11 protein-coding genes are annotated in these 13,660 nt (G+C 72.6%); 7 read left to right on the top strand and 4 right to left on the bottom strand.

Going from position 1 to position 13,660, the window contains the following annotated elements:
* Positions 1-142: 142 nt before the first annotated feature.
* The 3 genes from ACX9TP_RS28655 to ACX9TP_RS28645 all read right to left on the bottom strand — a co-directional run bounded on the left by ACX9TP_RS28655 (position 143) and on the right by ACX9TP_RS28645 (position 5,791).
* Positions 143-1,489 (bottom strand): serine/threonine-protein kinase, encoded by a 1,347-nt coding sequence (locus tag ACX9TP_RS28655; protein ID WP_482973811.1) that lies wholly within the window; start codon positions 1,487-1,489, stop codon positions 143-145.
* A 51-nt stretch (positions 1,490-1,540) separates the two neighbouring features.
* Positions 1,541-5,386: a serine/threonine-protein kinase gene (locus tag ACX9TP_RS28650; RefSeq protein ID WP_482973810.1), complete on the bottom strand. Its 3,846-nt coding sequence runs from the start codon at positions 5,384-5,386 to the stop codon at positions 1,541-1,543.
* A 132-nt stretch (positions 5,387-5,518) separates the two neighbouring features.
* Entirely contained in the window at positions 5,519-5,791 is a 273-nt protein-coding gene (locus tag ACX9TP_RS28645; protein ID WP_240360793.1) for a helix-turn-helix domain-containing protein, read from the bottom strand.
* A gap of 236 nt (positions 5,792-6,027) precedes the next feature.
* Here ACX9TP_RS28645 and ACX9TP_RS28640 point away from each other — a divergent pair, with 236 nt between their 5' ends.
* From ACX9TP_RS28640 to ACX9TP_RS28615, 6 genes are all read left to right on the top strand, one after another.
* On the top strand, positions 6,028-6,435 hold the full coding sequence (locus ACX9TP_RS28640) for a (deoxy)nucleoside triphosphate pyrophosphohydrolase (RefSeq protein ID WP_482973809.1): 408 nt from the start codon (positions 6,028-6,030) through the stop codon (positions 6,433-6,435).
* A gap of 1 nt (position 6,436) precedes the next feature.
* Positions 6,437-7,372 carry a hypothetical protein gene (locus tag ACX9TP_RS28635; protein WP_482973808.1) on the top strand — a complete coding sequence of 312 codons (936 nt, stop codon included), beginning with the start codon at positions 6,437-6,439 and terminating at the stop codon, positions 7,370-7,372.
* A 146-nt stretch (positions 7,373-7,518) separates the two neighbouring features.
* Complete coding sequence (ftsH, locus tag ACX9TP_RS28630; protein WP_482982234.1) at positions 7,519-9,579, top strand: ATP-dependent zinc metalloprotease FtsH; 2,061 nt, start codon at positions 7,519-7,521, stop codon at positions 9,577-9,579.
* 109 nt (positions 9,580-9,688) lie between these two features.
* Positions 9,689-9,934 (top strand): RNA polymerase sigma factor region1.1 domain-containing protein, encoded by a 246-nt coding sequence (locus ACX9TP_RS28625; RefSeq protein WP_482973807.1) that lies wholly within the window; start codon positions 9,689-9,691, stop codon positions 9,932-9,934.
* Between the two features lie 100 nt (positions 9,935-10,034).
* The gene (locus ACX9TP_RS28620; RefSeq protein ID WP_482973806.1) at positions 10,035-10,655 is read left to right on the top strand and encodes a nucleotide exchange factor GrpE; all 621 of its coding nucleotides are present in this window, start codon (positions 10,035-10,037) and stop codon (positions 10,653-10,655) included.
* A 61-nt stretch (positions 10,656-10,716) separates the two neighbouring features.
* Positions 10,717-12,174 carry a trypsin-like peptidase domain-containing protein gene (locus tag ACX9TP_RS28615; protein WP_482973805.1) on the top strand — a complete coding sequence of 486 codons (1,458 nt, stop codon included), beginning with the start codon at positions 10,717-10,719 and terminating at the stop codon, positions 12,172-12,174.
* Between the two features lie 218 nt (positions 12,175-12,392).
* Here ACX9TP_RS28615 and ACX9TP_RS28610 read toward each other — a convergent pair whose 3' ends face one another.
* Entirely contained in the window at positions 12,393-13,031 is a 639-nt protein-coding gene (locus ACX9TP_RS28610; protein ID WP_482973804.1) for a DUF6066 family protein, read from the bottom strand.
* 185 nt (positions 13,032-13,216) lie between these two features.
* Between ACX9TP_RS28610 and ACX9TP_RS28605 the strand changes: the two genes are divergently transcribed.
* Entirely contained in the window at positions 13,217-13,576 is a 360-nt protein-coding gene (locus tag ACX9TP_RS28605) for a PilZ domain-containing protein (protein ID WP_164000386.1), read from the top strand.
* Positions 13,577-13,660 lie beyond the last annotated feature (84 nt).

Genomic DNA, 13,660 nt, shown 5'->3' with positions numbered 1-13,660 from the left:
GTGGGTGGAACGTGAGTGAATATGGGCAGGGACGCGGAGCGCGACTGAAAACGCCGGGGTAGGAACCGGGCAGTTGGGCGGATGCCACTCCTTCGCGCATCGTGCGGCGGCACGAGCGTCTGTCGCTGGGGAGCCGCCGCCCTCAGCGGGGCAGGGTGCTGTCGGCCCACGTCACCGTTCCGGGCGCGCCTCCCGTGGTCCAGAGGTCCAGCCGCAGCAGGTCCCCGCTGGCGAGCCTCGGCCGGCCCTGGGCGTCTCGCGTGACTTCGCCCGTCGCCGTGTGCGCGTAGACGCGGACGTGGACCCTGGAGCCAGCCACCTCGCACGCTCGGATGAGGACTTCTTCCGCGAGCGCCCTTGCGGCGGTCAGCGCCTGGGCCCGGGCCTGTGACTCCGCCGGGAGCGCATTCCAGGCGAGCAGGACGTTGCCGCCGTCCACCGCGAAGCTCCACCCCGCTGCCTCCAGCGCGGCGCGGGCCGCATCCAGCGCCGCTTCCTTCGCGTCGAAGTCCTCGTCCGTGAGCTCTTCGTGGGACTCGGGGAAGCGCACGTCCACGTAGAGGCCCGCGGCCCACGGGGGCGATGTGACAGGCGCCAGCGCCGCGCGCAGGGCTTCGAGAAACGCGGGCACGTCCGGCCACCGGTCTTCGGGGCGCTTCGCGAGACAGCGCTGCACCACGGCCTCCAGCACGGGAGGTGCCTGCACCCGCTCGCCCAGGCGCGGGGGCGGGGCGTGCAGGTGCTGCTCCTCCACCTCCACCGCGCTCGTGCCTTCGAAGGGGAGCCGTCCGGTGAGGATTTGGTAGAGCAGGACGCCGAGCGCATACAGGTCCGTGCGCGCGTCCACGGCCTGTCCGCGAATCTGCTCCGGCGCCATCGCCACCGGGGTGCCGAGCACGGCGCCCGCGCTCGTCAGGCCGGAAAGTCCCTCGGGCGCCTGGACTCGCGCGATGCCGAAGTCCACGAGCTTCACCGTGAAGCCCTCCGCGCGCGGGAGGACCATCACGTTCTGCGCCTTGAGGTCGCGGTGCAGCACGCCCCGGTCGTGCGCGAAGTGCAGCGCTCCGCCCAGTTCCTCCATCACCGTGAGCGCCTCGGCGACGGAGAAGGGGCCCCGGTGCGCGAGCCACCGGTCCATGCTCTCTCCCTCCAGCCACTCCATGGCGAGCCACGGCCGGCCATCGCGCAGCTCGCCGTATTCCAGCACCTCCACGATGTGCGGATGGCGGAGCGCCTGGAGCGTGTCCGCCTCCTGCTTGAAGCGGCGGAGCACTTCGCTCACGTGGTTGTACTGCTCGCGCACCACCTTCAGCGCGGCGGGCGCGCGGGTGGAGAGATGGCTCGCGCGGTAGAGCCACGCGGTGACGCCGGGATGGACGCGGGCCTCCACCACCCAGAGGCCTACCAGCGCTCCGGGCTCCAGCTCGTCGCCGTAGAGGGACAGCTCCGCTCCGGGCGCTGTGTCGTCACGTGGGGGTGCTCCGGCCATGGACCCTCCGGCTGCGCGTCGTCTCCCCACTGCTAGCACGGGCCGGGCTGCTCAGGAGGGCCCGCGTGCTTCCCGCACCAGCGCTCGCACCCGCTCCGTCCAGAGGGGCGCCTCATGCGCCGTGGCCTCGACTTCCTGTACGCGGGACAGCACCGTCGCGTCGTCTCCAGCGGCCCGTGCCGCTCGCGCCGCCCAGACGAGGATTTCCAAGCGCTCGTCCGGCGTGGACTGCTGTCGCGCCGCTTCCACCAGCGCGGCCCATTCCGGCGCGGCATAGGAATGCGTGCCCCGGGCTTCGTCCACCACGCGGCGGACCACCGACAACATCAGCCGGTCCCCGGGCAGCAGCCGCGTCTGTGTGGAGGGCTCTTCCAGCCACGTGAGCTGGCGCGCGGCTTCCGGCAGGTCGCCCAGCTCGCAGCACAGGCGCGCCACGAGCAGCGCGTCCTGCGCCATGGAGCTCGGGAAGAAGCGCTGGCTGAGCACTCCCGCGCGGCGGGCCAGGGGGAGCGCCTCCGCAGCCCGTCCCTGATAGCCGAGCAGCAACGACAGGTTGAAGGCGGAGGTCCGCTCTATCTGCACGTTGCCCAGCTCGCGCCCCAGGGACACGGCGCGCTCCAGGTCCGCCCGGGCGCCCTCCGCGTCACGGCGTTGCACGTGCAACACCATCCGGTTGTTGAGCGCCACGCCCAGGTGCAGGGTGTCCCCCGTCGACTCGCAGAGCGAAATCGCTTCCTCGAAGCGCCGCGCCGCGTCCTCCAGGTGCCCCGTCCACGCCAGCATCGCGCCGAGCATGGACAGCGCAATCGCCTCCGTCTCCGCGTCGCCGCCGGCCCTCGCGGCCTCCACGGCCCGCTCCAGCGGAGGCACCGCGCCCGTGATGTCCTCCCGCCTCACCACGACGCGTGCCTGCGCCAGCGCATGGCGCGCGGCCAGCTCCGGAGGCACGGCATCCCCCAGGCGGCGCAGGGCCTGCTCCAGCAGGGCCGTGGAGCCGTCCGGGTCGTCCTGCCAGTCGAGCGCGGTGGCCTCCTCCAGCAGCAGGTCCGCCTCGCGCACCCCGTCCCCGCGGGCCTCCGCCAGCGCTCGCGCGGCGCGCAGGTCCGCCAGGGCATCGTCGATGCGCTGCAGCCGGTAGCGCACGCGCCCGCGTCCGGACAGCAGCTCCAGCCGGACGGCGTCGTCCCCGCGTGGCAGCAGGTCCAGCGCGGCCGAGTAGTGGCGCTCCGACTCCAGCAACCGGTGTGCGCGGCGGCCGGACTCGGCCAGCATGCGGTGGAGCGCGAGCGCCTGGGGCAGGTCTCCCGCGGCCTCGGCCAGCCGCGCCCTTCGCACGGCGGGGGCCTCCGGCAGGGCCCGCAGCGCCGCCGCGCAGACGCGCTGCCGCAGGGACGTGGAGAGCAGGGCGCCGAAGGCGTCGCGCAGGGTGGCGTGCTCGAAGCGCCAGCGCCGGGGGCCGCGCGGCTCCAGCATGCCCGCACGCGCCAGCCGCTCCAGGGCGACGCCCGGGTCCAGGGACAGGTCCAGCGCGTCGTCCGCCTCCAGGTGCGCGAGCGTCGCGGACAGCTCCTCCAGCCGCACGTCGTCACCCAGCAGCGCCGCCACCTGGAGCAGGGAGCGCAGTCCGGAGGGCAGGGCCGCGAGGCTCCGCTCCGCGAGCCGCTCGTCCGGGCGCGGGCTGTCCGACGCCAGCCCGTGCAGCGCGTCCGCCGCCAGGTAGTTGCCACCGCCCGCCTGAGAGCGGATGGCTCCGGCCGCGCGCAGCGCCCGCACCGTCTCCAGCATGCGCAGCGGTGAGCCGCCACACCGGTCCACCAGCTCCCGCAGCACCCCCTCGGCCAGCAGGTCCACGGGCCGCAGGAGCTGACGCAGCAGCTCGCGGGCCGCGTCCGCGCGGAGCGGAGGCAGCTCCCGCTGCGCCGAGTCGCGCGCGCGCTCACCGAGGTACGGACGCAGGCCCAGCAGCCGGTGCCTCCCGGCGAGCACCACGCAGAGCGACGCGTGGATTCCGGCCAGCGTGGCCAGCTCCAGTGCATCGAGCGCAGTGGGGTCCAGCGTGTGGGCGTCATCCACGAGCACCACGAGCGGCCGCGCCGCCGCGAGCCGCCACAGCCGCGAGGCCAGGGCCCGGGCGATGAGCTGCCGCCGCGCGGCGGGATGCGACGTGGGCCCGGAGCCCGCGAGGAGGTGGCGCACCGCCTCGTCGGGAGGCGTGGACGCCGGCAGCCCGAGCACGGTGGTGATGAGGTTGCGCAGGCCGCTCTCGCTGGCGCTGCCCTCGTCCGGCTGGGCCTCCACGAAGAGGACGGACACGCTCGGAGTCCCGCGCAGCTCCCGGTGCCACTCCGCGAGCAGGCGCGTCTTTCCCAGTCCCTCCTCGCCCAGCAGCGTGCGCAGGGCCGGCGCGCCGCTGGCGCGGACTCGCGCGAGCCCCTCCCGCAGCCAGGCCAGCTCCGCCTCCCGGCCCAGCGTGACGTCGAGGGAGGGCAGCACCACCTCGGGCGCCAGCGAGCGGCCCGGCCCGGCATCGCCCAGGTGTGCGCGGGCCTCCTCGGTGAGCGCGGGCTGCGCGACAGCGCCGGGCGGCGGGGGCGCGGGCCACCAGCGCTCGAGGCGCTCCAGCGCGGCACCGCCCACCGTCATCCTGCCCGCACGCTCGCGGATGCGCAGCGGCGCGCAGTGGATGACGCGCTCCGCGCCGGACGGAAGCACCGGGGCCAGCACCTCGGCGGACTTGAGCGCCGCGCGCAGCCCCACCTCCACCGTGCCCACATGGGGGAAGGCGAAGACGGCCCGCCCGGCGTCCACCCGCGCCAGCTCCGCGCCGAACGCCGCGAGCTGCGAGAGCATGGTCGGCACGTCCATCGACGTCTTCACCCCGAGCAGGGCCACCTCCCGCGGGCCCTGGGGCGCACGGCTCGCCTCCGTGCCGTCCCTTGAAGACGAAGACACGGACGCGGAGGGCTCCATGCTCCGCCCCGCCGTGTCCGCCAGCACGCGCCGCAGGTCCGCCGCCAGGGCCTCCGCGCTCGGGAACCGCTCCTCCGGGTCCTTCGCGAGCAGCCGCTGCACCAGGACTTCGACGGGCGCGGGCACCGGCCAGGGCGCCAGCTCCCTCAGCGCGGGAGGCCGGCGCGACACGTGCGCCTGCAGCACGGCCGCCGAGTCACCGACGAACGGCGGACGTCCGCACAGCAGCTCGAAGAAGACGACGCCCAGGCTGTACAGGTCCGCCCGCGCGTCGATGCTCCGGGCGTCGCGGCACTGCTCGGGTGACATGTACTCGTGGGTGCCCAGCCGCTGGCCCGTGCGCGTCAGGGTGACGGCGGGCGCCGTGTCGTCCTCGGTGGCGCCCAGGCGCGCCAGGCCGAAGTCCAGGAGCACGACCCGGGCCCCGGCGACCATCACGTTCTCCGGCTTGAGGTCCCGGTGCACGACGGCCGCGGCGTGCATGTGCCCCACGGCCTCCGCCAGCGCCAGCATGAGGGGCGCGGCCTCGGCCCACGGCAGCGCGCCGGGCCCGGGCAGCTCCGCCAGCCTGCGCGCGAGCGTGAGCCCGTCGATGCGCTCCATCACCACCAGGGGCTCACCGGCGCGCGTCAGCCCCTGGTCCAGCAGCCGGGGCGCGGCGGGCGGGCCGATGCGGCGCAGCGCCTCCACCTCGCGCTCCAGTCGCTCGCTCGCCAGGGGCTCCAGCACCTTGAGGGCCACCTCGCGTCCATCCTCCTGCCGGAGCGCGGAGAAGACGCGACCGAAGCCGCCGCGGCCCAGGGGGCCTCCCACGGTGTAGCCCGTCACCTCCGGGGGCACGGCCGGGGCCGCCGGTGGACGCGGCTCGGCCGAGGGGTGGAGGGGGCAGCGCTCCGCCACGCGGCGGTGACAGGTGGGACAGCGCATTCGAATCGAGAACGCCTGACCCGGGAAATCATCGCCGGTCGGCCGCGCGGACGGAAGGAGGCCCTGCGTCCAGACCTCGCGGCCACCGGGGAGGGCGGGGACGGCCCGGCCAGAGGGGCCCTCCCGGGACACTCAGTCCGACATCTCCGGCAGGTCGGGCAGCGTGTCCGGGTCCAGCTTGAGGATGACGCACAGCCGCGTCAGCGTGGAGATGGTGGGCACCATGACTCCTCGCTCCACCCGGGCGAGGACCTCCACGGGAATCTCCAGACGCTCGGCGACCTCCTCCATGCCGAGCCCCGCCTGCTGGCGGGCGGCCTTCAGTGCCGCTCCGAGCACCTCGGCCTTTTCCCTCCGACTCGTGTTCATGGCCCCGAGCATGACGCCATCCGGTCCGTCCGTCATCCAATTCACCACATGGACTGTACGCGACGCATGGCCTCGAACATTGCCGCCGGGCCCGGGGCGCCCCGCGCAAGCCGTCCTTCCGTCCCCGGCAAGTGTGCGGCCTGGCCGGCCAGGACTGGCCGCCCCGTCAGGTCGTGTGCAGGGTGACGGTAGGGGGCTGTGGCATTGGCGCCAGGGGCTGTGTTAGGTCGCCCCTCCCCGGTATCCCCCTGGGCAGGAGACAGGAGAAGCGAATGGCCCGTCGCCACGTCCGCGTCGTCGGTGCAATGCTCCAGAACGACGGGGGGCGCTACCTCATCACCCAGCGCCCTCCCAAAGCTTCGCTGCCTCTGCTGTGGGAGTTCCCCGGCGGCCGCGTGGAGGAGGGCGAGGACGACGCCACCGCGCTCGCCCGGGAGATTCAGGAGGAGATGGGCGTGGCCGTGTACGTGCTCGAGCAGGCCATGCACACCCGCCACGAGTACCCGACCTACGACATCGACTTCCGCGTCTTCCACTGCCGGATGGCCGAGCCCGAGGGCAACATCCGCCACCTGCGCGTGCACGACCACCGCTGGGTGACGCTGGAGGAGATGTCCGGCTACCGCTTCCCGGATGCGGACGCCAAGACGCTGGCGAAGCTGCTCGACCTGGACTCCTGACGTGTCGGCCCGACTGGCCCTCGTCCTGGCCCTGCTCGGGGGGCTGCTCGCCGGCTGCTCGCGCTCCAAGCCCGTCCCCCCCGGAGACACCCCTCCGGACGCGGGCTCCCAGGTGCCCGCCGTCGGGGTGCCCGGCTGTACCCTCTATAGCGAGCCCCGCCAGACGGGCACCGTGCCGGACGTGCTGCCCGAGTTGTCCGGCCTGGCCGCCAGCCAGCGCCACCCGGGCGCCTTCTGGGCGCACAACGACTCCGGCAATGACTTCGAGGCGTTCGCCATCGACGAGAAGGGCGCCGTCCGCGCGAAGCTGACGCTCACCGGCGCCGACCCCCGCGACGTCGAGGACGTGACGGTGGGCCCCTGCGCCCCCGGGGACTCACGCCCGTGCGTCTTCCTGGCGGACATCGGCGACAACTTCGAGCGACGGGACGTCCTGCGCCTGTACCGCTTCCCGGAGCCCGAGGCGCTCGCCGACGCCACCGTGCCCGTGGAGGTGCTCTCCTTCTCGTACCCCGACGGCTCGCACGACGCGGAGTCGCTCATCCTGGACGCGCGCTCCGGACGGCTGGCCGTCATCACCAAGACACGCAGCTCGCTGGGGGATGTGTTCGCCCTGGACGGGGCCCGGCCGGGCGCGACGGTGGCTGCCACGAAGCTGGGCTCCTTGGAGGTGCCGGAGGGGTTGGACGTGGCGACCACCGCCGCGTCGCTCCACCCGTCCGGCCAGCGGCTGCTGCTGCGCACCTACAGTCGGGTGTGGGAGGTGCGGCAGCCGGACGCCGCTCGCCTGGAAGACCTCCTCAAAGGGCAGGTGGTCGAAGTGCCGGGTGCAAGCCAGGCTCAGGCGGAGGCCATCGCGTTCTTGAAGGATGGCAACGGCTACCTGCTGGGCACGGAGTTCACCAGTCAACCTCTGTGGCTCACGGGATGTCGCTGATCTGGCGCAAAGGGCGGCACAGCCGGTGAAGCCCGCCTGCCGGGTTGACGGTATGGCGACGGTGAACATCTTTGGCCACAGCCAGGGTGCCCCCACATGGGCAAGGTGTCCCTGTGAGTGGGAGGGGGAGGGCGAGCGTGCCGACGATGAAGCCACAGGATTTGCCGCCGGGTATGAGCCCGCGCGGGAAGAAGACGGACAAGCCAACACCGACACCGGGGAAGGGCTTCAGGTTTGGCTCGCCTCTGGGCTACATCCTGTTGCTGGTCCTGGGCTTCCTGCTGTTCCGCAACGTCTTCCAGGACGCGGGCGTGCGGCGAGTGAGCTACAGCCAGTTCCGTGATGCAGTGGAGGCGGGCAACTTCAGCCGCGTCCAGATTTCCAACGAGTGGGTGAAGGGCTTCCTCAAGGACACGGCCCAGCAGCCGCCGCCGTCCACGACGGGGGACCGCGCGCTGCGCAGCGAGCCCAGCGCCCTGCCGTGGATGGCGTACCGCGTCCCCGGTGACGAGGGCCTCATCCCCGTGCTGGAGGAGAAGGGCGTCCAGTTCGAGGCGGTGCCGCAGTCCGGCCTCGGCGAGGCGCTATGGATATGGCTGCTGCCCCTGGGCCTCTTCGTCTTCTTCTGGAGCTTCATGATGCGCAGGATGGCCGGCGGCATCGGCCAGGGCCCGCAGAGCGTCATGAGCTTCGGGAAGACGCGCGCCAAGGTTCAGGCCGAGGCCGACACCGGCGTGGGCTTCAAGGACGTGGCCGGCGTCGACGAGGCGGTGGACGAGCTGCGCGAAATCGTCGAGTTCCTCAAGACGCCGGAGAAGTTCCGCCGACTGGGCGGACGCATCCCCAAGGGCGTGCTGCTCGTGGGCCCTCCGGGCACGGGCAAGACGCTGCTGGCGCGCGCGGTGGCGGGTGAGGCGGGCGTGCCCTTCTTCAGCCTCTCCGGCTCCGAGTTCGTGGAGATGTTCGTCGGCGTGGGCGCCGCCCGCGTGAGAGACCTCTTCGCGCAGGCCACGGCGAAGGCGCCGTGCATCATCTTCATCGACGAGCTGGACGCCATCGGCAAGAGCCGCAACGCGGGCGTCGCCGGTGGCCACGACGAGCGCGAGCAGACGCTCAACCAGCTGCTGGCGGAGATGGACGGCTTCGACAGCCGCGCGGGCCTCATCATCCTCGCGGCCACCAACCGGCCTGAAATCCTGGACAGCGCGCTGATGCGCCCGGGTCGCTTCGACCGGCAGGTGCTGGTGGACCGGCCGGACAAGCGGGGCCGCGAGCGCGTGCTGGAGATCCACTCCAAGGGTGTGAAGCTGGGGTCGGACGTGGACCTCAAGTCCATTGCCTCGCGCACGCCGGGCTTCGCCGGCGCGGACCTGGCCAACGTGGTCAACGAGGCCGCGCTGCTCGCCGCGCGCCGCAACCGCGACGCGGTGATGCGGGCGGACTTCGAGGAGGCGATTGAGCGCGTGGTGGCGGGTCTGGAGAAGAAGAACCGCCGCATGAACGAGCGCGAGAAGGAGATTGTCGCGCACCACGAGGCGGGCCACGCGGTGGTGGGCTGGATGATGCCGTACGCCGAGCGGGTGACGAAGGTGTCCATCATCCCCCGCGGCCTCGCGGCGCTGGGCTACACCATGTCGCTGCCGCTGGAGGACCGCTACCTCATGTCGCTGGAGGAGTTGCGCGACAAGATGGCGGGCATGATGGGCGGCCGCGCGGCGGAGGAGATCTTCATCGGAGAGATTTCCACCGGCGCCTCCAACGACATCCGCCAGGCCACGGAGATGGCCCGGATGATGGTCCGCGACTACGGCATGAGCTCGCTGGGCCCCGTCGCGCTGAGCGCCGACCACGGGCCGGGCTTCCTGCGCTCCGCCGGCATGCCCGAGTCGCGCAGCTACTCGGAGCAGACGGCGCGCATGATTGACGAGGAGGTGCGCAAGCTCGTCAGCGAGGCGCTGGACCGGGCGCGGGAGACGCTCACCCTCCACAAGGACAAGGTGCAGGCCGTGGCGGCCCGACTGCTGGCCACGGAGGTCATCGAGGAGGACGCGATGACCGCCATCCTCGGTCCCAAGGTGGTGGCCCAGCGCGGGCTGCTGCACCCGGAGGCGCGTCAGGTCATCTCGGCGCACCCCGTGGGAGTGGGGGAGCACGACGAGCAGACGCCGCCCACGCAGCACGCCACCAAGGCGCCCCTGGATTCCTGACGGGACGCCTGGGCGCCTGCCCTGCTGCCGTCCATTCGCCCACCGACGCCGCGGCTGCCTGCGGTGTCCGGTGGGCGAAATTATCTTGAGCGCTAAAGGAGGCGTCGCCGTGGAGAACAGGATCGGCAAGAGCTACGTGGCCCGGAAGTCCCTTTTCGCGAAGGGCCTGAAGGATGGACGGCTCACGGTTCAGGAGATCGAGGAGGCGCTGCCTCCGGGGACCCTGACGGCGGCGGAGCGGTGGCTCCTCTACTACTCGCTGCGCGCGGCGCAGGTGGAGATCATCGACGAAGTCACGGGACAGGTGGACCACGGCTTCATGGCCGAGGCCCCCGCCGCGCCGCAGGAGCATTAGCGCTCCTGGCGCGTTGACAGGTGCGCGCTCGCGGTTACGTTCCGGGGAATCCAACCCACCCGCGCACGCGCGCACTTCCCATCGCCTCAGGTTCTTCGACATGGACGGCAACTCCCGCAGCGACGCAACCCCCGAAGCCCAGCAGGCCCAGACCGCCAACGGCGGGGCGCCCGGCCCGGCCTCCGAGGAGGCCACCTCGCAGCAGCCGGAGGAGCCCACCGCGTCCAAGGCCGACCCGGAGAAGGAGCGGCTGGCGGCGGAGCTGGAGGCCACCCGGAAGAAGTACGACCAGCTCGCCCGCGCCTACCAGGACGTGAATCGGGACCGGGAGGAGTTCAAGCAGCGGCTCACCCGCGAGCGCGACCGGATGATGGACGTGGAGCGCGGCAACGTGGCCACCACGCTGCTGGAGGCCATCGACGAGCTGGACCGGTGCCTGGCGGTGAGCGGCCAGGACACGTCCCCCCTGGCCCAGGGCGTGCGGATGATTCGCGACGCGCTCTTGACCAAGGTGCAGGGCACCGGCATCGAGCGCATCCAGGTGGTGGGGCAGACGTTCGACCCCAACGTGGCCGAGGCCTCGGACATGGAAATCACCACCACCCCGGACGAGGACCAGCGCGTCGTCGCCGAGGTGCGGGCGGGCTACCGCCTGAAGGACCGCATCATCCGCCCCGCGCGGGTCAAGGTGGCCAAGTACGTGGCCCCGGCCCAGGCCTGAGGGCGAAAGTCGTACCCGCCCGGGAAGGGGGCGACCGGGGCCGCTGTTGGCCCCGCTCGCCATGGCCCGCCGTATAAGCTGCCCCTCCGTGCTCTCCCGACTGCTTCCCGTCCTCCTCGTGCTGGCGCTCGCCCCCGTGGCCCGTGCCGACGAGGGTATGCTCGACTCATGGCTCCAGGCGCGGGTGCGCGAGCACACCGCCTGGTTCGCCGCCCAGGCCGCGGGGGAGGGGGGCCGCTCCGGCACCGCCCTGAGCCTCTGGAGGGAGCGCGCCCCGGGCGACAAGGTCCTCCCCGACTTCGTGCCGCCCACGTCGCTGGCCCCGCTGATCCGCGCGGTGGAGGCGGGCGTGGTCAACATCACCACCGTGGCCCTGCGCGAGAGCGGGCTCGGGGGGATGAAGAAGGCCACCGGCTCCGGCTTCGTGCTGACGCCGGACGGCCTGGTCGTCACCAACAACCACGTGGTGGCCGGGGCGCGGCAGATTGCCGTCCGCCTGTCGGACGGCCGCGAGTTCGCCGCCGAGGTGGTGGGCCGCGACGCCTCCACGGACGTGGCGCTGCTGCGGCTGAGCGGCGCCGACCTGGGCAACCTCCCGGCCGTCTACCTCGGTGACTCGGACAGGCTGGAGGTGGGTGACTGGGTGGTGGCCATCGGCAACCCGTTCGGCCTGGACCACTCGGTGGCGCACGGGATGATTTCCGCCAAGGAGCGCGTGCTGGGCGTGGGCCAGTTCGACGACTTCATCCAGACGGACGCCCTCATCAACCCCGGCAACTCGGGCGGCCCGCTCTTCAACATGAAGGGTGAAGTCGTGGGCGTGACGACGGCCATCATCAGCCAGGGGCAGGGCATCGGCTTCGCGGTGCCCATCAACCTGGTGAAGGACCTGCTGCCCAACCTCCGGGAGAACGGGAAGCTGGAGCGCGGCTGGCTGGGCGTGGTCATCAACGACGACGGCGGCAACGGCGAGCGGCGCGCCCCGGTGGTGAAGGACGTCTACAAGGACAGCCCGGCCGCGACGGCCGGCATCCGCCCCGGGGACAGGCTGGTGGCGGTGAATGGGCGCGCGATTGCCTCCTACCTGCAGCTCTTGCGCAAGGTGGCGCTGCTGGCGCCCGGCACCGAGGCGCGGCTGACGCTGCAGCGCGAGGGCGTGACGCGGGAGGTGTCCGTGCGGCTCATCGTCCGGCCGGCGCAGGAGGCCACCGAGGGGCTCATCCAACGGACCTCCAGCGAGCAGGACGTGGGGCTGGCGCTGAGAGACCTCACGCCGGAGGTGGCGGCGCCGCTGGGCGAGGACGCCTGGTCCGGGGCGCTGGTGTCCACCGTCACGCCGCGCAGCCCGGCGGACGAGGCGGGCCTGCGCGCGGGGGACGTGGTGACGGAGGTGAATCGCCGCCGGGTGAAGGACGCGGCCGGGGTGCGCGCGGCGCTCGCCAAGGGCAGCGCCGGGGCCAGCATCCTGCTGCGGGTGAAGCGGGGCGACGCGCTCCAGTACGTGGCCATCGCCCGGTGAGGGCGGGGCGACGCGCCGCCGCACGTCGCCAGCGTCGGGTGAAGCGGGGCGACGCGCTCCAGTACGTGGCCATCGCCCGGTGGGGCGGGGCGGGGCGACGCGCCGCCGCACGTCGCCATTGCCCGGTGAGGCGGGGCGACGCGCTCCAGTACGTGGCCATCGCCCGGTGAGGCCGCGGAGGTGGGGCGTGGGGTGCCACCGCCTGCCGGTGCGTCGCGCTACTTGCCGGCGTTGGCGTCCTTGCCGTTGAGCCACAGGCCCATCTGCCCGCCGGTGCGGCCCTCGGTGACGAGGAGGCCCTCGATGCGGGTGGTGACGCCGAAGTTCTTCCCGCCGCCCTTCTTGGGCAGGCTCCACACGCCCTGCGGGGTGAAGACCACCTGCACGCGCATGCCGCGCATGGAGAACATGCGGGAGAACATCTGCCCGTTCCACCCCTCCGGCAGGGTGCCGGTGACGGTGAGGTAGGGCAGCAGCGGGTTGCCGTTGGCGTCCGTCTTCTTCGGCGTGCCGTGGGTGAGGGCGTAGCGGCCGCCGGGGAAGAACGGGGTGATGTTGATGGTGTACTCGCTCGTGGCCGGCGAGTACGGGCCCGGGGACAGCATGGTGGCGTCGTCCTCGGTGACGATCATGTACAGCCGCTTGCCCTGGTACTTCTTGCGGAAGGCCTCCGCCTGCGCCTTGCACTGCGGGTCCACGAAGGCCCCCTCGCACGCGCCGATGTACTTCTCCAGGAAGGCCCCCAGCCCGCCCAGCGGCTCGGCGTCGTCACGCAGCTTCGCGAAGCGCGGGTCCACGTCGGCCAGGGCCAGCGCGGGCAGCAGGAGGGAGACAGCGGCGGCAAGGAAGCGGCTCACGGGAGGGGACTCCAGGGAAAACGAGGGGTTCAGTCCGCCATGGTGCCACCGAGCCGCCCCCCGGGCACTCCTCTTTCAGTGGGTGGGGAGGGGTAGACGCAGGTGGATGCAGGTGAAGAACTTGCCTACATGTGGCTACCATGTAGTTTGCGCCTGTCACCACCTGTTCCGGGAGGTAGCCCCCAGTGTTCGAGCGTCCCCAAGAGCGCCGCACCCACCTGCGTTTCGACAAGGTCTTCACCGTGTACCTCACCACGCAGGACGGGATGATGCGGGGGGTGGGCCGCAACATCAGCGCGCGGGGCATGTTCGTGGAGGTGCGCGACTCGGTGGGCCTGGGCGAGAAGCTCAAAGTCACGTTCGCCGGCGAGGACGGCACGGAGATGACGTGCCTGTGCGAGGTCCGCTACCAGGTGGCCCTGGCCTTCGGGCGCAAGGACGGGCGCGAGGGCAGCAGCCGCGGGGTGGGGCTGCGCATCGTCGCCTACGAGACGCAGGACGACGCGCCGCTGCTGCTGGTGGACCGCGAGCGCGTCATGCACTGACGCCGCCTCCAGGCCCGTGAAGGGCTTGACGGCCCGTCGCTCCCGGAACCGCGGGGGCCGTGGAGCCACTCCTCACAGGCCTTG

This window comes from Pyxidicoccus sp. M15, from assembly GCF_056858435.1.
Note: the sequence above shows the minus strand (reverse complement) of the source record. Positions and strands in the feature narration are given on the sequence as shown.

Excerpts from the sequence above, each read along its gene's own strand:
- ACX9TP_RS28655 (WP_482973811.1), bottom strand. The coding sequence starts at position 1,489 with ATGGCCGGAGCACCCCCACGTGACGACACAGCGCCCGGAGCGGAGCTG.
- ACX9TP_RS28650 (WP_482973810.1), bottom strand. The coding sequence starts at position 5,386 with ATGCGCTGTCCCACCTGTCACCGCCGCGTGGCGGAGCGCTGCCCCCTC.
- ACX9TP_RS28645 (WP_240360793.1), bottom strand. The coding sequence starts at position 5,791 with ATGACGGACGGACCGGATGGCGTCATGCTCGGGGCCATGAACACGAGT.
- ACX9TP_RS28640 (WP_482973809.1), top strand. The coding sequence starts at position 6,028 with ATGGCCCGTCGCCACGTCCGCGTCGTCGGTGCAATGCTCCAGAACGAC.
- ftsH (WP_482982234.1), top strand. The coding sequence starts at position 7,519 with ATGAAGCCACAGGATTTGCCGCCGGGTATGAGCCCGCGCGGGAAGAAG.
- ACX9TP_RS28620 (WP_482973806.1), top strand. The coding sequence starts at position 10,035 with ATGGACGGCAACTCCCGCAGCGACGCAACCCCCGAAGCCCAGCAGGCC.
- ACX9TP_RS28615 (WP_482973805.1), top strand. The coding sequence starts at position 10,717 with ATGGCCCGCCGTATAAGCTGCCCCTCCGTGCTCTCCCGACTGCTTCCC.